Here is a 19,320-nt window from a genome sequence, read left to right as displayed (position 1 = left end):
TATACGCAATATCTGTTCGTCATCCCGTTCTACTCTGATAACTGGAGACATTCATGTACTCAAGAATCCTGGTTCCGCTCGACGGAAGTCCTACTGCCGATTTGGCGCTCCACCACGCTGCGGTGCTGGCACGCCTGAATGGCGCAACCATCGTCTTGCTGCACGTCATCGAGGAGATGAAGCATAGCAACGGCTTCGAGAGGCCGAGGATCTATATTGAAGAAGTGAGGCCGGGCTTCCTGGCGGCCGGGCAGAAGCTGCTGGACGAGGCGGCGCTGCGGCTGAGGCAGGGAGGCCTGGTGGTTGAGACCGTCCTTCTGGAAAGCAACGGCGAGCGCGTCTCGGTGCTCATCGCTCAGCAGGCACTGACTACTCAATGCGAGTTGGTGGTGTTGGGTACCCACGGACGCCGGGGCGTGGACAGGCTGCTGATGGGAAGCGATGCAGAGCAGCTCGCTCGCATCGCACCAGTTCCAGTGATGCTGGTGCGCCAGTCCCAATCGGTCATTGTGACTGCAACCCCTGGGCAGGGTGGCACGCCAGCGTGATGAAAGTTCAGTCCAGCGACCCCGCTGAATGGAGGCTGGAAGTCGCAGCCTCCTTGCTGCTGCTATTGCTGAGCGCCTCCGCACAGGCCCAGTCCTGCCACCAGGACAACCCGCTGCGCTCAACGGGAACGCTCAATCTGCGGATCGACAACGACATGTTCGGCGGCATTGGACAAGATCAAGGCTACTCCAATGGATTTCTCGTCAGCTGGGTCTCCCCCAACCTTGTGGACTATCGCGATGACCCTTGCCTACCCCGTCTCGTCCGTGGGCTGAATCGTTTTCTCACGGTGCTGCAACCCGAGGGTTTTGACGAACAGAACATGACCATCGGCTTCGGACAGATGATGTACACCCCCAGCGACAAAACGCGCAGCGATCTGATCAAAGACGACCGCCCTTTCGCCGGCGCAATGATGTTGAGCTTCGGCTACAACGCGCGGCGCGGCGATACGCTGCGTACCTCACAAATCCGCGTCGGTGTTGTGGGCCCCTCCTCCTTGGCCAGGCAAACCCAGAACTGGTGGCATGACACCATCGGCGTCGACAAATTCAATGGCTGGCGACACCAACTGCGCGACGAGCCTGTGCTGCAGTTGCTGCACGAACGCCGAACACGAGTCTTCAGGCAAGAAGACGTCAGCGGTTGGGGCTGGGATCTGACCCGCCACTGGGGTGGCAGCTTCGGCAACTTCGCCACCTACGCGAATGTCGGTGGAGAACTGCGCTATGGCCTACGCCTGCCGGACGACTTAGGCACGGCACCGCTACGGCCTGCCGGAGAGAACACCTCGCCCGTGCGCACGACCGCTGGCAGCAACTGGAACGGCCACCTCTTCGTGGCGCTAGACGCTCGCTGGGTTCTGCACGACATCACGTTGGATGGCAATACCTTCAAGTCCGGCCATAGCGTTGATAAGCGGCCACTCGTGGCGGATGTCGGCTACGGCGTCGCGATTACCCAAGGCAACTGGCGCATCGCGATAGCCCGCTACCACCGCACACGCGAATTCCGGGGACAAAAAGAAATCCCGGTCTACGGAACGATCACCGTAGGACGGCGATTCTGATGCAGATCGATTCCTTGAACGCCATGCAAGCCACTCTGTTGCTGTTCATGACAAGAGCCTGGTTGCTTGTGGAGCTACCACGTCGACGCAGTACTGCCAATGCCGTCGTCATTAGCCAGTTGGCAAGGTGAACACAGCGAGCTGAACGATAAGGCACCCGCGCTCGATAAGAGACCAAGGACAACAAATAAGGAGATAAATGGATGCAACGACTCACCCTGGCCCTACCCGGCAATGAAGATCTGGCCCGCGGCATCGCGCAGGCATGCGGCAGCGAAGCCGGCCGCATCGAAACGCGCCGATTCCCCGATGGCGAGAGCTATGTCCGGTTGCATGGCGAACCTGCCGATCGGATCGTGGATGTGATTTGCACGCTGGCCCATCCTGATCCGCAGTTCCTGCTTCTGGCTTTTGCCGCTGACGCGGCGCGCGAACTTGGCGCGCAAGAGGTGAACCTGATCGCACCGTATCTGGCCTACATGCGCCAGGACAAGCGATTCCATGACGGAGAAAGCGTGACGTCGCGGTCCTTCGCACGTCTGGTCTCATCGACCTTCGACAAGCTGCTCACGGTGGATCCGCATCTGCACCGCTATCCGACACTATCAGCGGTCTACACGATCCCCACCATCACCTTGCATGCCGCACCACTGCTGGCCGACTGGATCGCGAATCATGTCGAAGAACCTTTGATCGTGGGCCCCGACGAGGAAAGCGAGCAGTGGGCCGGCGCCATCGCGTCCCGCATCGGCGTACCGCACGCTGTGCTTCGCAAGACACGCCATGGCGATCGCAGCGTGGACATCGATGTTCCCGACCTGTCGATCTGGCGCGGCAGAACGCCGGTGCTTGTGGACGACATCGCATCATCAGGCCGCACGCTCGCCGTCGCGGCGCGCAAGCTCGCCGAGCAAGGAATGCGCAAGCCGGAGTGCGTAGTGGTGCATGCCCTGTTCGCCGAGGATGCCTGGGCCCAATTGACACCGTTGTTTGCCCGAATTACGTCCACCGACGCAGTACCGCATCCGAGCAACCGGATTGGTCTCGCTTCGCTGATTGCCGACGCTCTCTCTAGCGGGAAAACCGATCCGCGAGGCTGATCTTTTTATCGATCCAACTATTTTCAAGGAGACCTGAAATGTCCTCTCAAGCTAACCTCGCAACCGATTGGCGTGCTGGTTACGGGCCCATCGCGCACAGGTCTGAAACCATCGAACGTATGCAGGCCCTAGTGCAACGTCTGGTCGCGCAAAGGCGTATAGCAGACGAAGCCTCGGCCCATGCGCTGCTGGCTGCAGCCGACCGGGTGGCCTGCACGGCCATGAGCGTAGTGGCGCATATGACCTATGCCCGGCGCATCGACCGAAGCGGCTGCCCACTGGGCTCCGATGATTTCAAACAAACGCCCGAAGGCCACACCGGCGGCTCGCTCAACATGGTGCCAGCCTTCGTGGGTTATCTGTTGGCCAACGCGCTGACCGGGACGACACGCGGCTGGCTCATGGGGCAGGGGCACTGCGTGGCCGCGATCGAGGCGGTGAACGCACTGACCGGCGATGTATCCGCCGCCCAGCGTGGACGCTACGACCGCAGCGAGGCGGGCCTGTCGCTCCTGATCGCGGACTTCTACTCCTATGCCATCGATAAGCAGGGTCGGCCCGCGGTACCGCTGGGTAGCCATGCCGGGCCGAACACGGCCGGCGCGATCTCCGAAGGCGGCTATCTGGGGTTCGCCGGGCTGCAGTATGTGCACACGCCGTTGCCGGGAGAAAGCCTGGTGGCATTCCTCAGTGATGGCGCTTTCGAGGAACAACGTGGCTCGGACTGGGCGCCGCGCTGGTGGCGCGCCGAGGACTGCGGCTTCGCCATCCCGGTCATGATTCTCAACGGACGGCGCATCGAGCAGCGCACCCAGATCGTGCAGGAAGGTGGCGCTACCTGGCTGGCCGAAGATCTGCGCCACAACGGCTTCGATCCCGTCATCGTTGATGGACGTGATCCGATGGCGATCGCATGGGCCATTGTTGAAGCCGAAGACACGCTGAGCGCCTTCGCCGCACGCTCGGATCGGCGCTATCCGGTCAAGCTGCCCTACGTGATCGCCGAGACGGAGAAAGGTTTTGGCTTCCCGGGCGCGGCGACCAATGCCGCCCACAACCTGCCGCTGAACGGCAATCCGCGCGAGGATGCGCAGGCACGCGAGGCCTTCAACGCAGGGGCTGCGGCGCTGTTCGTGCCCGAGAGCGAACTGGAAAACGCGCTCACCGTCCTTGCGAATCACGGCCAGAGCCAGCGCTCGCGCGAAAGCGAGCACCCCATGGCCCTACGCCATCCAGCGAGCCCTCATCTGCCGATGCCGGCCTGGGCGCCAACTGAGGTATCGGGCAGCGCCATGTCCGCACTGGACCGTTGGTTCGTGGAGCTAGTGCAGGCAAATCCACAGTTGCGCATCCGGATCGGCAATCCCGATGAACTGGCCAGCAACAAGATGGGGACCACGCTAGCGCTGCTCAAGCACCGCGTCAACGTGCCCGAACCCGGCGTCCCGGAATCGACGGATGGCTCGGTGGTCACCGCACTCAATGAAGAAGCCGTTGCGGCCGCCGCCCTCGCCAACAAAGGGGGGCTGAACCTGATCGTCAGCTACGAGGCATTCGCGGTCAAGATGCTTGGATTGATGCGCCAGGAGATCATCTTCGCGCGTCGGCAGAAGGAGCTGGGCCAGCCGCCAGGCTGGATCTCCGTCCCGCTGATCGTCACATCCCACACCTGGGAGAACAGCAAGAACGAGCAGTCACACCAGGACCCGACCATTGGCGAAGCATTGCTGGGGGAGATGTCGGACACCGCACGCGTGTTGTTCCCGGTGGATGCCAACACGGCGTCCGCCGCGCTGCGAGCGGTCTACGCCAGCCGGGGCCAAGTGGCCTGTGTGGTGGTCTCCAAGCGCGACACGCCGAATCACTTCTGATCTTCCCCCGGTTGCGCGGACACCGATGAAGGGCTCATTGGAGCCAGGAGGTGTAAGATGGCAAAGGTTGGGAAGCGATATTTCACGGACGAGTTCAAGCGCGAGGCGGTGACGCTATGGGAGACGAGCGGTCGGATGCAGGCCGACGTTGCGCGTGAGTTGGGTATCATGCCGACGATGTTGAGGCGCTGGCAACGGGCACTGGAGATCAAGGGGACAGTGCCTGCGGCGAAGCCGCTATCATCGTCGATGGCGTCGCCGGCGGATCAGGCGTCGGAGATTGCCAGGCTACGCCGCGAGCTCGATCGCACGCGCATGGAGCGCGACATTCTAAAAAAGCGGTCGGCATTTGCGCGGAGATGCCACGGTGAAGTTCCAGTTCATCCGCGCCCATGCTGGCCCCTGGCCGGTCAGCGTCATGTGCCGCATGCTCGGTGTGTCGCGCAGCGGCTATTACGATTGGCGCGATCGACCGCCGAGTATGCGCATGACGGAGAACGCCGTGTTGCTCGCCGATATCCGCCGGATCCAGGCGCGGCATTCCGGGCGATACGGCAGTCCCCGGATGCATGCCGCGCTGCGCGCGGAAGGGCGCGGCTGCAGCCGCGGTCGTGTCGAGCGGCTGATGCGCCGTCACGGCATTCGTGCGCTTGCCGGTCGCCGCTTTCGGCCCTCGACGACCGACAGCCGCCATTACCTGCCGATCGCGCCGAACCTGCTAGCGCAGCGCTTCGAAGCAACGGCGCCGAACCGCGTGTGGCTGGCCGATATCAGCTATATCCCGACCGGCGAAGGCTGGCTGTATCTGGCGGCCGTGCTCGATCTGGCGACGCGCAAGATCGTGGGCTGGGCGATGCGGGATCACATGCGCACCGAACTGACGCTCGCTGCGTTGATGATGGCCGCCCAACGGCAGCGACCAGCACGCGGACTCGTGCATCACTCCGATCGCGGATCGCAATATGCCGCCGGGGCTTATGTCGATCAACTCACCGCGATCGGCGCGACCGCGTCGATGAGCCGCACCGGAAACTGTTACGACAACGCGCCGATGGAGAGCTTCTTTCATACGCTGAAGGTCGAACTGGTCCATCAATGCCGCTGGGCAACGCACGTCGAAGCCCGGCAGGCTCTGTTCGGATATATCGAAGGCTATTATAATCGGCATCGCATGCACTCGGCGCTCGGGTATCTCACCCCCGAACAGGCCGAGCAACGCATGACGGGCTAACCCTAGTGTCCGCACAACCGGAGGAAGATCACTTCAACGCCGCCGCCGCTCAATCGCTGGTTGAGCACGGAGCAGCCCATGTAGCCGGCGATCCGGCTACAGCACAACTGCAGTTCGTGGTGATTGGCGCCTACCAGTTGGAGGAAGCGTTCAAAGCCCACGCCCGCCTGGAGCGCCATGGACTTGCGTCGTGCGTCACTGTAGTGATCGAACCCGGCCGCCTGCGCATTCCGCGAGATGACCTTGAGGCCACCTTCGTGGTCGGTGACGAAGCCCTGCAAGCACTCTTCCCGCCTCACTTGCCTCGCGTGTTAATAAGCCATACCCGCCCAGAGCCGATGCTGGGTGTGCTGCGCCGCATTGACAGCGGCACCTCGAAGACGCGGGCTTTGGGCTACATCAACCGCGGCGGCACGCTCGATGTGGCTGGAATGTTGATCGCCAACCGCTGCACCTGGGTGGACGCCATCTATGCCGCTGCGCAAGTGACCGGCCGGAACAGTTCGCAGGTTGCTGCGGCCGCGACCGACGAGCGAATTTCAAGTGGTTCTGACGCGGTCCGCGGCGACCGCGCCGGTTCCTGATTTCACAACCCACAAACAAGAGGGGAGACAAATACATGCTCTCATTGACCAGCCTGGGCGGTGCCGGCACCGTCACCGGCTCCAAACACCTTATCACCCATGGCAATACCCGCATCTTGATCGACTGCGGACTGTTCCAGGGATTGAAAAACCTGCGCGAACTTAACTGGCAGCGCCTGGCAGTTGAGCCCAAGGACATCGATGCGGTCGTATTAACGCATGCGCACCTGGATCATTGTGGGTATCTGCCCCGATTGGTGCTGGACGGGTTCCGCGGGAAGATTTTCTCGACCTCAGCCACGCGAGATGTCGCCGAACTCATCCTACTCGACAGCGCCTGGTTGCAGGAGAAGGACGCCGATTTCGCCAATCGAAAAGGATTTTCCAAACACAAGCCAGCCCTTCCGCTGTATCGGGTTCGGGATGCAGAACGTACGCTCCTGCAGTTCAAACCGGTGCCGCTGCATCAAGAGACTGAATTGCCGGGCAATGCCCGTCTACTGCTGCGCAGCGCCGGTCACATTCTTGGGGCGGCGACGGCTCAGATCGACATTGGCGGCAAGCGTTTGGTGTTCTCCGGCGACTTGGGACGCTTTGACGACATGGTCATGCCTGATCCTGAACCAGTCACGGAAGCGGACTACATCATCATCGAGTCCACCTATGGCAATCGTCGTCATGACCGTTCCGATGCCGTCGAAGCGCTGGGCGACATCATCGAGCGCACGACTCGCCGCGGAGGCACGGTGGTAATTCCCGCTTTTGCCGTGGGACGAGCGCAGTCGTTGATCTACGACTTGTGGCTGCTGCGACAGCGCGGTCGGCTCCGCAACGTGCCCGTCTATCTGGACAGTCCGATGGCCACCAACGCAACTGTGCTGCTGCACCGCCACTCCGACGACCACAAGCTCACGCAACACGATTTCGAGGCCGCATTTTCGGAAGTCAAATACGTGCGCGACGTTGAAGAGTCCAAGGCACTATCGGCGAATCGCTACCCCAAGGTGATTATTTCCGCCAGCGGCATGGCCACCGGTGGCCGCGTGTTGCATCACATAGAAGCGTTTGGCGGCATTCATCAGAACACGCTGCTGTTCTCTGGATTTCAGGCCGCAGGTACGCGCGGACGCAAACTGCTTGAGGGCGCTCGCGAAGTCAAGATTCATGGACGCTGGATGCCGATCAATGCGGAGGTCGCCGAGCTTCCGATGTTGTCGGCTCATGCCGACAGCGATGAACTGATGCGATGGCTGGGCGGCTTTACCCGGGCGCCGGAAGGGGTGTTCATTGTTCACGGTGAATCCGATGCCTCCGAGGCGCTGCGCGAACGTATCCAGCGCGAACTCAAATGGCACGCATCGGTGCCCATGCAAAACCAGGAGTTCGCCCTGTGAGTGCCCGCATCACTCCCCAGACACCCGCCTTGCAAGCATTGCGCATGCGACTGCATGCCCAGCATCAACCCGTCGTCTTGATGCGTACCGATTGCCATGTCTGCCGTGCCGAAGGGCTGGCACCGCGGTCACAGGTACTGATCATTGCCGGCGACCGCACTGTGCAAGCGCTACTGTACCAAATCGACAGCGATCTGCTCAAAACCGGACAGATCGCTCTGTCCGAGGCCGCCTGGGATGCCCTGGACATTCATGAGGGCGATCTTGTGCAGGTTCGGCATCCTCCGCTGCTCGAATCGTTGTCGGCCGTGCGTGCGCGAATTCACGGCCACCGACTGCAAACGACGGAGTTGCAGGCGATCGTCCGTGATGTGGTCGATGGTCGCTATACCGATGTCGCACTTTCGGCCTTCCTGACCGCAACGGCGGTACTGCCTCTGGATATGCAAGAGACCATCCATCTCACCCGTGCGATGGTCGATGTCGGGGATCACCTGCAATGGCAGGCTCCGATTGTTGTGGACAAGCATTGCGTGGGCGGATTACCGGGAAATCGCACCACGCCGTTGGTGGTTGCCATCGCCGCAGCCAATGGATTGGTGATGCCCAAGACCTCATCACGCGCCATCACCTCTCCCGCTGGCACCGCGGACACCATGGAAACGCTGGCTCCTGTAGACCTGGACCTGGATACGCTCAGAAAGGTCGTGGAGAAAGAGGGTGGATGCGTGGCGTGGGGCGGCGCGATGCACCTCAGCCCCGCGGACGACATCTTCGTGCGTATTGAGCGTGAACTGGATATCGACACGCAAGGACAACTGATTGCCTCGGTGTTATCCAAGAAGATTGCAGCAGGGGCGACCCACATCGTGATCGATATTCCGGTTGGGCCAACCGCAAAAGTCCGCAGCCGGGAAACTGCCGAGCATCTTGCGCATCACCTTTCGGAAGTCGCCGCGTCATTTGGCCTTGTATTGCGTTGCCTGTTTACAGACGGGAATCAGCCTGTCGGCAGAGGTATCGGCCCGGCGTTGGAGGCGCGCGACGTGTTGGCCGTATTGCGCAACGAGGCGGATGCGCCGCAAGACCTATGTGACCGCGTGGCGTTGGTGGCGGGCGCGGTGCTTGAGCTTGGCGGCGTCGCCAAAGAAGGGGAGGGACTTCGGTTGGCTCATGAGACGATCAGCAGTGGCCGCGCGTGGGAAAAATTTCAGAGAATCTGCGCGGCTCAGGGGGGATTTCGTGAGCCGCCCCAAGCTCTCTATGTCGAACCGCTTTTGGCAACCACTTCAGGCCGAGCAGTACACATCGACAACCGTAAGCTTTCTCGTTTAGCCAAATTGGCCGGTGCGCCTGAGAGTCCAGCCGCAGGGATTCAATTGCAGGTGCGCTTAGGTGACGAGATAACACGCGGACAACCATTGATGTTTTTGCATGCGCAAACCTCTGGAGAGATGGCCTATGCACTCGCATACGTACAAGGCATTGGGGACATTGTAAAGATTGAACCTTAGCGCCGTGGATAAACAGGGCTCTTGAATGCTCGGTCAAACACAGCCCGGCCTCTCGTTTGGAAAAGTTGAACGCCTACATCTCATGCTCAAGAACATATGAAAAAACATCGCTTAAAAGAAGTTTTCAACCTGCATCGCGTGGAGCAAACAGAAGGAGGTCGTCAGCGCCTGAATAGGAACATTGCTCATGGAACTGCGGCACCTGCGTTGCTTTATCGTTTTGGCCGAAGAACTTCATTTCACACGGGCGGCTGAGCGTCTTCACATTGAGCAACCTCCTCTGTCCCGCGCCATCAAGGAGCTTGAGGACGAGTTAGGCGCTGTGCTCTTCGACCGGGACCGCCGGGGCACCCGACTGACCGCTGCGGGTGCCGTGTTCCTGCAGGACACTCGCCGGCTATTCACCGTCCTGGAGCAGGCCCGCGAGAACGTCAAGGCTGTCGCGGCGGGCTTGCGAGGCAGCCTGCGCATCGCCGTATCCGACGGCGCGCTCGATCCCCGGCTGTCGGCGTTTCTAGCCCGTTGCCGTGCCGAAGAACCCGAGATCGAGATACGGATGTCCGAAGTGCCTTTGGCCGAGCAGTTGCGCGGCCTGCGCTCGGGCGACTTCTGCATCGGATTCGCTCATACCGCCGACGTCGGTGATGGCATCGTCGCCGAACCTATCTGGCAGGACCCGCTGGTGGTCGCCTTGCCAGCCCGGCACGCACTGCTCGTCCACAAGGAGGTTCCACTCCATGAACTCCGGGGGCATCCTCTTGTCCTGTGCGATCCCCAGGTGTGCGAAGGCTACTGCCGCGAGTTGGCGCGCCTCCTGCAGACCCAGGAACACAAACTGAATGTCGTTGAGGAGGTTTCCTCGCTGGACATGATGCTCACCTTGGTCGGTGCCGGCTACGGCGTGGGCTTCATGACGGCGACCAAGATTCCGGTCAGCCAGCGACCGGACGTGGTGATCCGTCCATTGGCGCTGGATACAGCCGTGATCACCACCTACCTGCTTCGACTCGAAAGCAGCAACTCATCGGCTTCGCTGGTGCGATTTATCGACCGCCTCCGGGACCCTTCGAGCGACTGACGCAACGGACCGCACCACTTAAGATTGGGCATCGGCACGAAGATTGCGTTCCGTTGCACTCATCAGCTCTGCCGCACTTATGCTGAGGGCAGCGGAGATTTTCAGTATCAATGCGAGCGTGGGCATGTGCTCCCCACGCTCGATCTTGCCCATATGCGAGCGAGCTATACCAGCCATGGACGCGAATTCATCCTGAGCGACTCCCTGCGCCAAGCGGGCAGCACGCACCGCTTGGCCGAAGGCCAGTGCCGGCTCGGCTTCATAGGTGGTTGTGCCAGGGGGGCGGCCCGGTTGAACGCTGCGCTTCTGCATCACCAGAAGCGTCGATCAATCGACCGAATTTAACCACGTTAAAGATATCTCTTTTGGCTATCATGGTGGCTCGCCTTTTTGATCCGATCGCTTTGTGGGGGCTCTCATGCACGACGCCACCAGCCAGTTTTCCTTTTCCAATTTCAGGCTTGCCATAGCGCCTGGCGTACCGTCATCGCATCTTTCGGCATTGCTTGCGTTGCAGCGTGCGGAAGAGCCGGAAGTCACCATTTCGTTTCATGAGGTCACAGCCGATGATTTGATTGCGGGACTTCGGGAAGGCCGCTACGACGCGGGCATGACGCTTGAAGGATCGAGCGATCCGTCGCTGAAAAGCCAACCTCTATGGACCGAGAACATGGCCGTCGCCATGCCGTTGCGCTTTCCCTTACTTGACCAGGCGAAGCTCACGATCGCCGAACTGTTGGACTACTCCGTCTTTCGCTGGCCTGCAGAGAATTGCCCTTTGCTGGATCAGCGGCTGCCTTCTCTTCCCGCGGTGAGTCAACAGAACATTCAGCGTGTCTCTTCCTTCGAGATGATCGCGCTATGGGTCGCTGCCGGCTACGGCGTCGGGGTATCCGCGCAATCGCGCATTGAGCATGCGCAGGGATGGGGCATTCACACACGGCCGCTGTCTGACGGACCCTACGAGATCGTGACCCACCTGCAGCGGCCCTGCGGACAAGCCGACGTTGTTTCAGAGCGGTTCGAGCGCAGAGCACTGCAGGTCGCCAAGAATGCTCCAACCTAGTCGAGTGCCAATGTCCTCGTTCTGCGTCTTCAGTTCAAGGTGCTACACGTGCATTAGGCATTCCACTCGCCAAGCAGCAGACATCACTCGCGCTCTATGACACGGAGCAGCGCCGTTCTACGCTTCGACATGGGGCCAAACGCCTTCGTGACCCCTTCAACGGGTTTCCCTGCCTGCAATGAGTCAAGGATGTCAGCCCAGTCCTGCATGATTACCTTGCGGGACTCCACAAACTTCGTGTGATCGTAGGGCGCGCGCGATGAGTCCTTGCTCTTTTTGGAATGAGCGAGTTGAAGATCGACCCGCTTCTCCGGATATCCCAACAGTCCAAGGATCGTCGTTGCGGTCGAGCGGAAGCCATGGGACGAAAACCGTCCGCCATAACCCATGCGCTTGAGTGCTTGATTGAGCGTCGTTGCCGACATCACTTGTCCCGGCTTTCTGTAGCTCGGGAACAATACTTTGCCGCCGCCAGTTAGAGCATGTAGTTCCCTAAGAGCGGCCACCGCCTGCCGTGACAGGGGAACCAGATGGGGGCGTCGCATCTTCATGCGCTCGGACGGAATCGACCACATGGCGTTGTCCAGGTCGAACTCTTCCCAGGAGGCCTTGCGCAGTTCTACGGTGCGCACGTAGGTCAAAGCCATCAGCTTGAGGGCGAGGACTGTCGTCTGGTAACCCCCTTCGTTGTCCACACGATTGAGAAAGTCCGGGATCTCTGCCCATGTCAACGGAGGGTTGTGGCGGACCTGAGGGCGCTTGACCAGTCCCTTGAGCAAGGCGGCAGGATCGTATTCGCAGAGACCTTGGGCAGCCGCATAACTGAAGATTTGCCCACACCACTGGCGGATGAGGATCGCCACAGTCTTCGCGCCACGAGCCGCCACATCCTTGATGATGGGGCGCAGATGTGGAGCCCTGATGCTGCTGATCGGCAACTTGCCAATCCGGGGGAAAACATCCTTCTCAAGGTAGCTGGTGACCTGGTTGGTGTAGTACTCGCTCCAGTGAGCATTGCTGACGATCCACTCCCGAGCAACGGTCTCGAACGTGCGTTCGTATGTGTCGGCCTGGAGGGCGATCGCCGCCTTTTTCTCCACGATGGGGTCGAGGCCCTTCTTGACCAACGCCTTTGCCCGGTCCCGTTCCGCACGGGCTGCCTCCAGCGTGACCTTTGGGTACACCCCGATTGAGTACACCTGTTCAGCGCCGCCCAGCCGGTAGCGGTACCACCAGAGCTTGGAGCCGTTGGGCTGAACGCGCAAAAAGAGGCTGCCTCCGTCCCGGAGTTGGTACACCTTGGGCCTGGGCTGCGCCGTTTCCACTTTGCGCGCCGAGAGAAGATTGAGTGCTGTGAGTGCCATGTGTATAACGCCTCCAGTTTGGCCCGTTACACACTCCATTACACACATGAGCACTGGATTTGTCCAGCTTTCAGAATCGCTCGATGGACGATCAACCCTTTAAAAACATAGACTTAGAGTTGTTCCATGGAGGTTGATAGACGCCAGTAGACCTCAATCGTAGTTATCCAGTATCACAGCGACGGTTTCCTGCGCGGCGGGACCGGAGAGGATTATCCGGTGCACGCCTTTGCTGCGCGCGGATTTGCCGTGCTCAGCTACGAACAGACGCCATTTTACGCGACGGCGAAGGCGAACCCCAAGGATGATAACGAGCTGATGACGATCAACAACAAGGGCTGGGCCGAACGGCGCAGCCTCCTCTCGGGGCTTGAGACCGGTGTTCGCAAGGTGATCGACATGGGCATCGCCGACCCGGCCCGCATCGGCATTACGGGGCTCAGCGACGGTGCCAGCACCGTCGCCTTCGCACTCATCAACTCCGATCTGTTTGCCGCCGCGGCGATGAGCAGCTGCTGCATCGAACCCGAATCGGTGACGACCTACGGCGGTCCCGTCTGGGCGCGCGCGATGCAGGGGCAGGGGTATCCGAAAGCGACGAAGCCTGACCCGGAATTCTGGGCGCCGGCATCGATCGCACAGAATGCTGCGCGCATCGATACGCCGATCCTGATGCAGCTCGCCGACCAGGAATATCTGCTTTCGCTTCAGGCTTGGACGGCGCTGACTGAACTCGGAAAGCCTGTCGAGATGTACATCTACCCCGACGAGCGCCACATCCGGTGGCAACCTGTCCACAAGCAGGCAACGTGGGAACGCAGCCTCGACTGGTTCGAATTCTGGCTCCGCGGCAAGCGCGATGACAGTCCTGCGAAGGCAGCACAATACAGGCGCTGGGAGGCGATGCGCCAGCCTCCGAAATAGCCAGTCCCTGAGGGTACAGTCGGCCTGGGTGACGCGTCAAAAACCGCGCGCCCAGGCCTCGACATCTGCGGCAGTGAGAATGCGCAAATGGTTGTGCCCCCTTGACGGGCGTCGTATCGGGAAACCCATCGCGGAAGCCAGAATGAGCCGGGTTAAATTGGCAGAGCGGGAAAACAGGAATGGCTCCGTCGGGTCTTCGAGGATCATGCAAGAACAGTTTTCGCGTGAACTGCACTCCGGTCCTGGACCACCCGGCTGGCGCGTGCGAGTCAGCGTTCCGGCGTCAAGCGTACCACGAGCCACTGACCCTGACAGCCATGATATCGGCGGTTGTTGCCGAACACGCTCTGGATGGCGGCATTTCAAAATACCAATCAGCGGACCATTGACTACAAATCTGCCGGCCTGCCTCTGAGGGCGCAGTCGGCCTGGGTGACGCGTCAAAAGCCGCGCGCCCAGGCCTCGACATCTCCAATGGCGAGAATACGCAAATGGTCGTGCCCCTTGACCGGCGTGGTATCGCGGAGGGTGTTTTCGAGTGCGGCCCGGTCCAGAATGCCTTCACGCACGAGAACACCGTCCAGCAGCAGTTCCGAAAGCGTACTTCGGCCCGTCTCGTACAGCGCCGCCGAGAAGCTGTCCGGCGTACCTTTCGAACGCCGCGCCGTGATCATCCGCGGGAGCCTCTCCGCAAACGCCTGCCGCGCGGCCCATCGGTTGTGGCCGGCGCGAACCCACTCCCAGCTCGGGATGCCGAGACAATGCTCGATGAGCGGCTGCGCCATAAGCGGCGCCAGTTCGGGCAGCGGCCCCGGCCACGTTTCGATGAGGTTCTCAACCGCAATCATCAGGGCAACATGTGCCGCGCGGCCTGGAAGCGCGCCGCGCGGGGTCTTGAGCCACCGGTGCGTCGCAAGTGCTGATGCAGCCCTTGCGACATCGCCCGACAGAAAGCGCAAATCCGGCTGCCACCGATAGTCCGGCGGTCTGAACCATGCGCGCGCAATCCCATGCGCTGCGACCGTCAGCACATTGCTATCCGCGAGCTCCGCAATGTCGAGCGCTGTCCGCCATACCGACGGGCCAATCTCCCGGGCGCGCAGCCGGTCGGCGAGCGGCGCTGCAGATTGAAGCGAACAGAACAGATTGTCGCCGCCGCCGCCATCGAAGACGGCATCGGCGCCGATGCCTGACGCGGCCTCGCGCTTGCAAGCGCGGATCGCCTGCGCGAACGCGCGCGCAATCGGGCGGGGCAAATGCGCGGCGGCGGACCGGCTGATATCAACCGCGTCGAGCGCGAGCTCTGCGTTGACAAGCGGAATGCCGAAATGGGCCGAAACCGCTTCGGCGTAGCGGCGTTCATCGCCGCTCGGATCGCCGGTGGTGAACGTCAGTGCGCTGAGCCGCGCACCGCTCTTCGCAGCGGATGCAGCGAGGATAGATGAATCGAGACCTCCCGAGAGCATGATGAGGATATGTTCGAACGGCGCGGCGCGTGCGGCGATGCATGTGTCTGCAAGCTCGCGAAGACGCTGCGCATTTTCCTCGATGGTGAGCACTCTTTCGGGCTGCGTGAAATCCCAGGGCGACCAGAGCGTCTCCGTACCGATGCCCTCCGGGCTGGCCACAAGACATTCGCCGCCAAGCAACTCGCGGACGCCCGCAAGGCAGGTGTCCGCCCCGCGCAGGCCCCGCCCGGCGAGATGCGCGGCAACGTGCGTCCATGCGCATGTAAAGCGCGCCTGAAGCGCGGCTTCCAGAAGTGCAAGGTCGGAGGCGATGACAACACTGCCGCGGTGTGTGCTGTAAAAAGCATCCTGATCTCCAAACGGTGCGCGCAAGGCTCGCACCTCTGCGCCATCCGACCAGAGGGCGACGTAATTTCCCCAATGGGACGCGGTGAGGCAGCGTCCATTCGTGGCGAGAATGGCGCGCGTGTCAGGCGGCCCGGCATTGCGCAGGGGATGGGCATGAAGCAACCCGAGGATAACACCGACGTCGTTCTCGAGAGGGCACATCTCGATACCGCCCGCGAACACCTGCAGACGCTCGGAAGCGAGAATGCAGGCAAGCCCGGCATCCTTCATGCGTGCGGCGATCCGGTCATCAGGCGACGAGGCGCGGATGTTGGCAAGGAAGCGCGGCGTCATCACACGACACGGATCGGCGTGAAATTACGCACAGTATCGAGCTGGTCATTGAGGACCGTGTCCCCGAGCTGGACCCATGCGTGCGCGCTGAACGGGCGCAGCCGTGTGCCGAGAACGATGTCGACAGCTAATCCGCGGCGGCGCAGATAGCGCCCGAGCGCGATCGAGCGTACCAGACATTGCTCGTGCGGTGTTGCGAGCATGCCCAGCCGCTCGAACGCCGCGACAACAGGGCCAGCATTCGCGTGTGCGTCCTGCGTCGACAGGGCAGGGGCATGATGTGATAGTTTGCGGAGCGTTCGATCGAGCCCGATGAGACGAAGAGCAAGTGCCGTTCGTGCAAGTGCGATGGCAAGTCCCGGCACATGACGATTGTCAGGCGCGGGGGGCTGGTCGAGGAGGCTGGCGCGGATGTCTGCAGATTTGCAGGGTGCCAGCGGCTGACCCTTCGGTCCCTCGACAAGCAGACCTGCAGAGACGAGCCCGGGTGGTATGTCGGAGGGCGCGCCGAAGATGGTCTCGCCTGCCATCAGGCGGCGGAATACCGCTTCCGCAGCCTCGGGGAGACTGAGGTAGAGGTCGGCCGCGCTGTCGAGAAAGACGAGCCGGCCGTGAACGTCGCAGAAGCTGACGCTTTGAGGCAGGGTCCAGACCATATTGCGGAGATCTGCCGGAAGGCTGGACGCGCGGCCGCATGGCCGCGCGTCCTCACCCTCCTGTCAGTCGCGGCTGAGGCCGGCCGGGTCGCGGGCGAGCTGCGCGTCGCCGTTGAATCCCACCGGGCCCTTCGTCTCGACGCTCGCCTTGCCGAGCGTGCGGACATCCATCTTCTGTGTGCGTTTCATGTATGCTCTCCTTCTGGTTTCGTCGCAATCCAGCGACAGGATCCGAGAATAGAGCACCCTGACGGTATCGAAATTTTATACGGCGCGTGCAGAACGAATATCAGCGCGCCTGTCCGCATGCGCTGCAGATCGCAGCCACCGCGCGGATACGTCGCCGGTGATAGCGTGCAATCGCCTGATGCAACGGCGCGCCTTGCAAGGTGCGGCTGGCGGCGGACAGTGCCTGGAATTCCGGTTCGAGATCATCAAAGACATGCGCCTCGGCATGACGGACCGCATGCAGCCGATTACCGGTGTTGATGATCGCTGCGTGCCATTCCTCATTACCGGCGCGATGCGCCAGCTCCGCGAACAGCTGCGCGACGGCGTGAGGAATATCGGGAGCGTCCGTGCCGCGCGTCGGTTCGGTCAGGGCAGCGATTGTTGGCGTGTGTAATTTCAGGCAGGTCGTCAGCAGCATCTGGTTCCAGGTATAGAGATTGCGGAGCCGGACTTCCGATACGGTGGGCACATGAAAGCCCTCGTGCGGCCAGCCCTCGACAAGACGCTCGCCCATCAGCCGGTGCAGGGCATCGCGCACCGGCGTCGTGCTCGTGTTGAGTTCGACGGCAAGGCGCGCGGGATCGAGGCGCTCGCGCGGGAGCAGCGCGCCCGACATGAGGTGTGTCTTGAGCGCGTCGTAAACGCGCTCCATCGTCAGGCCCGGGCTCATATCGCGCTGTCGCTGGCCACCTGTGCTGTCGCATTTCCGGAGGCTGCGTGGCGCGCATAAGCGGCGATCAGCTCCGTCTGCTCCGGCGTCAGCGCATCCACCGCGGCAAGCGGCCCGGGCGCGCCGCCGCGCAGCAGCACTGACGGGCATTGGCCCTCATAATTATTGAGGTTGGGGCGATGCTGGCGATAGCCGATGAGCGCCTGCAGGCTTTCCGGGAACTGCCGCGCGATCTCCGGTGGATAGGCGAGCCATGGGTTCTCATAAGGTTTGAGCCACCCGAGCGAATAGCCCACGACGATGCCGCGCCGCGGCGTTGCCGTCCGGTTTGCGCCGCCGCCATGCAGAACGGATCCCAGGAACAGGATCGCGTCGCCGGGTCCGCAGCACGCGGCAATGCCGGCGCCGTCGGGCAATTCGGCGGTCGCAGCCGCGCCGTGGGTGGCCGGCCAGATCCGTGTCGCACCATTGTCCTCGGAAAAGATCCCCAGCGGCCACATGACGTTGACGAGATATTCCATGCGGCCCTTCTCGCACGGATACATATCCTGATCGCGGTGCGGCATCTGCGCGAGTTCGCCAGGATGAATCTCGATCGCTTGCATGAGATTGAGCTGTATGTGATCGCACCAGGGCCCGAGAATATTCTGAACCACGCCGAGCACGGTGGGATGTTCTGCAAGGCGCCTTCCCGCAGGCGCTCGCACAAGAAGTCGGCCAAAGCGTTTGGTGCGCGCGCCAAAGAAGCCGCCGATCGAGAACGGCGTTTGCGCAAAATCCGGATCAAGCGCGGCATTGAGCGCCGTGATTTCGTCCTCCGGAAGCAATCCCGGGATGATGCAATAACCTTGCGAGGACAATCGGCAGGTCCAGTCGTCGGCGCCTTGCAGGGCAAGAGCAGGTGCGGGCATGGCAGATCTCCGGTTGAAATGAGTCTCAGGCGGCACGCTGAAGGGGAGGGTGGTCTGGTGCGCTCCAGATTCCCGCTGCCGCGAGACGGGCGGGTGTTTCAGCGTCGATGTCGATCAGGAGCGCTGCGATATCGGCGTCGGCGTGCCGCTGCGCCGCACCCAGCGGGCGGCAGGTCCAGCCGAACGCCTGGATTTGTCGCAGCCATGCCTGTTCGGCGACTGCTGTGTATCGCCGCACGCCCTGGTTCAGCGCATATTCGGCAAGTCCGCTGACAAGCCGGTCGCGGGCGCCGCGCCGCGCACGCGCCTTGAGGCGGCGGTCGAGACAGAAGCGTGTGATCTCGCGTGTATCGTGGGCTCGCGGTACGGCGCCTTCGCAGAGCGCGGGGAATAATGTGCCGAGAATATGCGGGCGAACGGTTTTCAGGAGACGTGCCGAAGCGAGGTGCGCGCCCGATGCGTCGGTCAGGACCAGATAGGCGGCATGGCTATCATCGAACTCGTCGATCTCGAACGTGCCGCCGATCACGGGTACGTCCCATTTGAGCAGATCGACGAAGACCTGTTTCCGTGCCTCGAACATCGCGCGCAGAACATCGCCGTTCGCACCGCTGTTGTGGTCAATCACATGTAGCATCGCGCCTGCTCCCTCGCCTCACTTCGGATGCGGACCAGTTGAGCAGAGGGCTGCAGCGCCGTGCATCCCTGGAAACAGGGAGGCGATTCTCTGGTCAGATGGAGTGGCGAGATCAGGCAGGCTCTCTGCGGGCGAGCGTTGTACAGGCTGGCGTATTCGGATCGGGAGCCTTTACTGCACCAGGACCAGCACGTTGCCCGTCAGAGCAGGCCTGCCGCAATAAAGATACGTTTGCAGATCATTATATTCGGGAATGATACGTAAACGGATCATTCTGCCATGCCGACGGGCCGTCAGATCCGATCCGCGGGCATTTACGCC

At 61.7% G+C, this 19,320-nt stretch carries 19 protein-coding genes; 11 read left to right on the top strand and 8 right to left on the bottom strand.

Going from position 1 to position 19,320, the window contains the following annotated elements:
• Positions 1-53: 53 nt before the first annotated feature.
• The 9 genes from PE061_RS19995 to PE061_RS19955 all read left to right on the top strand — a co-directional run bounded on the left by PE061_RS19995 (position 54) and on the right by PE061_RS19955 (position 10,390).
• Entirely contained in the window at positions 54-548 is a 495-nt protein-coding gene (locus PE061_RS19995; RefSeq protein WP_003050031.1) for a universal stress protein, read from the top strand.
• Entirely contained in the window at positions 548-1,618 is a 1,071-nt protein-coding gene (locus tag PE061_RS19990; RefSeq protein ID WP_271259256.1) for a lipid A deacylase LpxR family protein, read from the top strand. Before PE061_RS19995 ends, PE061_RS19990 begins: the two co-directional genes overlap by 1 nt.
• Positions 1,619-1,821: 203 nt before the next feature.
• Complete coding sequence (locus PE061_RS19985; RefSeq protein WP_003050021.1) at positions 1,822-2,718, top strand: ribose-phosphate pyrophosphokinase; 897 nt, start codon at positions 1,822-1,824, stop codon at positions 2,716-2,718.
• Positions 2,719-2,756: 38 nt separating this feature from the next.
• Positions 2,757-4,589, top strand: a complete 1,833-nt coding sequence (locus PE061_RS19980) for a xylulose 5-phosphate 3-epimerase (protein ID WP_271256951.1) — start codon at positions 2,757-2,759, stop codon at positions 4,587-4,589.
• Positions 4,590-4,646: 57 nt separating this feature from the next.
• Positions 4,647-5,820, top strand: a protein-coding gene (locus PE061_RS19975; protein ID WP_420794306.1) for an IS3 family transposase whose coding sequence is annotated in 2 segments (ribosomal slippage) — positions 4,647-4,930 and positions 4,929-5,820 — 1,176 coding nt in all. Because the reading frame shifts where the segments join, the coding sequence is not laid out codon by codon here.
• A 5-nt stretch (positions 5,821-5,825) separates the two neighbouring features.
• Positions 5,826-6,404: a hypothetical protein gene (locus tag PE061_RS19970; protein WP_271256950.1), complete on the top strand. Its 579-nt coding sequence runs from the start codon at positions 5,826-5,828 to the stop codon at positions 6,402-6,404.
• Between the two features lie 35 nt (positions 6,405-6,439).
• Complete coding sequence (locus PE061_RS19965; RefSeq protein ID WP_026320714.1) at positions 6,440-7,798, top strand: MBL fold metallo-hydrolase RNA specificity domain-containing protein; 1,359 nt, start codon at positions 6,440-6,442, stop codon at positions 7,796-7,798.
• Positions 7,795-9,312 (top strand): thymidine phosphorylase family protein, encoded by a 1,518-nt coding sequence (locus PE061_RS19960; protein ID WP_020307800.1) that lies wholly within the window; start codon positions 7,795-7,797, stop codon positions 9,310-9,312. Before PE061_RS19965 ends, PE061_RS19960 begins: the two co-directional genes overlap by 4 nt.
• A gap of 187 nt (positions 9,313-9,499) precedes the next feature.
• Positions 9,500-10,390: a LysR family transcriptional regulator gene (locus PE061_RS19955; RefSeq protein ID WP_003050005.1), complete on the top strand. Its 891-nt coding sequence runs from the start codon at positions 9,500-9,502 to the stop codon at positions 10,388-10,390.
• A gap of 18 nt (positions 10,391-10,408) precedes the next feature.
• Here the strand turns inward: PE061_RS19955 and PE061_RS19950 are convergent, their stop codons facing one another.
• A complete protein-coding gene (locus tag PE061_RS19950) occupies positions 10,409-10,702 on the bottom strand; it encodes a helix-turn-helix domain-containing protein (RefSeq protein WP_003050003.1) in 294 nt (97 codons plus the stop codon).
• 106 nt (positions 10,703-10,808) lie between these two features.
• Between PE061_RS19950 and PE061_RS19945 the strand changes: the two genes are divergently transcribed.
• Positions 10,809-11,456, top strand: a complete 648-nt coding sequence (locus PE061_RS19945) for a substrate-binding domain-containing protein (RefSeq protein ID WP_020307796.1) — start codon at positions 10,809-10,811, stop codon at positions 11,454-11,456.
• A gap of 83 nt (positions 11,457-11,539) precedes the next feature.
• On the opposite strand, the gene PE061_RS19940 is transcribed toward PE061_RS19945, so the two are convergent.
• Complete coding sequence (locus tag PE061_RS19940) at positions 11,540-12,820, bottom strand: tyrosine-type recombinase/integrase (protein ID WP_003060765.1); 1,281 nt, start codon at positions 12,818-12,820, stop codon at positions 11,540-11,542.
• Positions 12,821-13,039: 219 nt separating this feature from the next.
• Here PE061_RS19940 and PE061_RS19935 point away from each other — a divergent pair, with 219 nt between their 5' ends.
• On the top strand, positions 13,040-13,744 hold the full coding sequence (locus PE061_RS19935; protein WP_271256949.1) for a prolyl oligopeptidase family serine peptidase: 705 nt from the start codon (positions 13,040-13,042) through the stop codon (positions 13,742-13,744).
• 440 nt (positions 13,745-14,184) lie between these two features.
• Here the strand turns inward: PE061_RS19935 and PE061_RS19930 are convergent, their stop codons facing one another.
• From PE061_RS19930 to PE061_RS19905, 6 genes are all read right to left on the bottom strand, one after another.
• A complete protein-coding gene (locus tag PE061_RS19930; RefSeq protein ID WP_271256948.1) occupies positions 14,185-15,894 on the bottom strand; it encodes an asparagine synthetase B family protein in 1,710 nt (569 codons plus the stop codon).
• Positions 15,894-16,550, bottom strand: coding sequence for a lasso peptide biosynthesis B2 protein (locus PE061_RS19925; RefSeq protein ID WP_271256947.1), 657 nt, complete (start codon positions 16,548-16,550; stop codon positions 15,894-15,896). The genes PE061_RS19930 and PE061_RS19925 overlap by 1 nt, the downstream gene beginning before the upstream one ends.
• Before the next feature lie 63 nt (positions 16,551-16,613).
• Positions 16,614-16,739 (bottom strand): hypothetical protein, encoded by a 126-nt coding sequence (locus PE061_RS19920; RefSeq protein ID WP_271256946.1) that lies wholly within the window; start codon positions 16,737-16,739, stop codon positions 16,614-16,616.
• A gap of 100 nt (positions 16,740-16,839) precedes the next feature.
• Positions 16,840-17,451: a GntR family transcriptional regulator gene (locus PE061_RS19915; RefSeq protein ID WP_271256945.1), complete on the bottom strand. Its 612-nt coding sequence runs from the start codon at positions 17,449-17,451 to the stop codon at positions 16,840-16,842.
• Complete coding sequence (locus PE061_RS19910) at positions 17,448-18,362, bottom strand: phytanoyl-CoA dioxygenase family protein (RefSeq protein WP_271256944.1); 915 nt, start codon at positions 18,360-18,362, stop codon at positions 17,448-17,450. Before PE061_RS19910 ends, PE061_RS19915 begins: the two co-directional genes overlap by 4 nt.
• Positions 18,363-18,387: 25 nt before the next feature.
• A complete protein-coding gene (locus PE061_RS19905; protein ID WP_271256943.1) occupies positions 18,388-18,999 on the bottom strand; it encodes an acyl-homoserine-lactone synthase in 612 nt (203 codons plus the stop codon).
• Positions 19,000-19,320 lie beyond the last annotated feature (321 nt).

The organism is Sphingosinicella microcystinivorans, assembly GCF_027941835.1.
Classification (GTDB): Bacteria; Pseudomonadota; Alphaproteobacteria; order Sphingomonadales; family Sphingomonadaceae; genus Sphingosinicella.
Note: the sequence above shows the minus strand (reverse complement) of the source record. Positions and strands in the feature narration are given on the sequence as shown.

What these genes read in the sequence shown, in the direction of transcription:
- PE061_RS19920 (WP_271256946.1), bottom strand. Translation starts at nt 16,739, where the DNA reads ATGAAACGCACACAGAAGATGGATGTCCGCACGCTCGGCAAGGCGAGC.
- PE061_RS19955 (WP_003050005.1), top strand. Translation starts at nt 9,500, where the DNA reads ATGGAACTGCGGCACCTGCGTTGCTTTATCGTTTTGGCCGAAGAACTT.
- PE061_RS19910 (WP_271256944.1), bottom strand. Translation starts at nt 18,362, where the DNA reads ATGCCCGCACCTGCTCTTGCCCTGCAAGGCGCCGACGACTGGACCTGC.
- PE061_RS19930 (WP_271256948.1), bottom strand. Translation starts at nt 15,894, where the DNA reads ATGACGCCGCGCTTCCTTGCCAACATCCGCGCCTCGTCGCCTGATGAC.
- PE061_RS19980 (WP_271256951.1), top strand. Translation starts at nt 2,757, where the DNA reads ATGTCCTCTCAAGCTAACCTCGCAACCGATTGGCGTGCTGGTTACGGG.
- PE061_RS19915 (WP_271256945.1), bottom strand. Translation starts at nt 17,451, where the DNA reads ATGAGCCCGGGCCTGACGATGGAGCGCGTTTACGACGCGCTCAAGACA.
- PE061_RS19965 (WP_026320714.1), top strand. Translation starts at nt 6,440, where the DNA reads ATGCTCTCATTGACCAGCCTGGGCGGTGCCGGCACCGTCACCGGCTCC.
- PE061_RS19985 (WP_003050021.1), top strand. Translation starts at nt 1,822, where the DNA reads ATGCAACGACTCACCCTGGCCCTACCCGGCAATGAAGATCTGGCCCGC.
- PE061_RS19995 (WP_003050031.1), top strand. Translation starts at nt 54, where the DNA reads ATGTACTCAAGAATCCTGGTTCCGCTCGACGGAAGTCCTACTGCCGAT.
- PE061_RS19925 (WP_271256947.1), bottom strand. Translation starts at nt 16,550, where the DNA reads ATGGTCTGGACCCTGCCTCAAAGCGTCAGCTTCTGCGACGTTCACGGC.
- PE061_RS19905 (WP_271256943.1), bottom strand. Translation starts at nt 18,999, where the DNA reads ATGCTACATGTGATTGACCACAACAGCGGTGCGAACGGCGATGTTCTG.
- PE061_RS19950 (WP_003050003.1), bottom strand. Translation starts at nt 10,702, where the DNA reads ATGCAGAAGCGCAGCGTTCAACCGGGCCGCCCCCCTGGCACAACCACC.
- PE061_RS19990 (WP_271259256.1), top strand. Translation starts at nt 548, where the DNA reads ATGAAAGTTCAGTCCAGCGACCCCGCTGAATGGAGGCTGGAAGTCGCA.
- PE061_RS19940 (WP_003060765.1), bottom strand. Translation starts at nt 12,820, where the DNA reads ATGGCACTCACAGCACTCAATCTTCTCTCGGCGCGCAAAGTGGAAACG.
- PE061_RS19945 (WP_020307796.1), top strand. Translation starts at nt 10,809, where the DNA reads ATGCACGACGCCACCAGCCAGTTTTCCTTTTCCAATTTCAGGCTTGCC.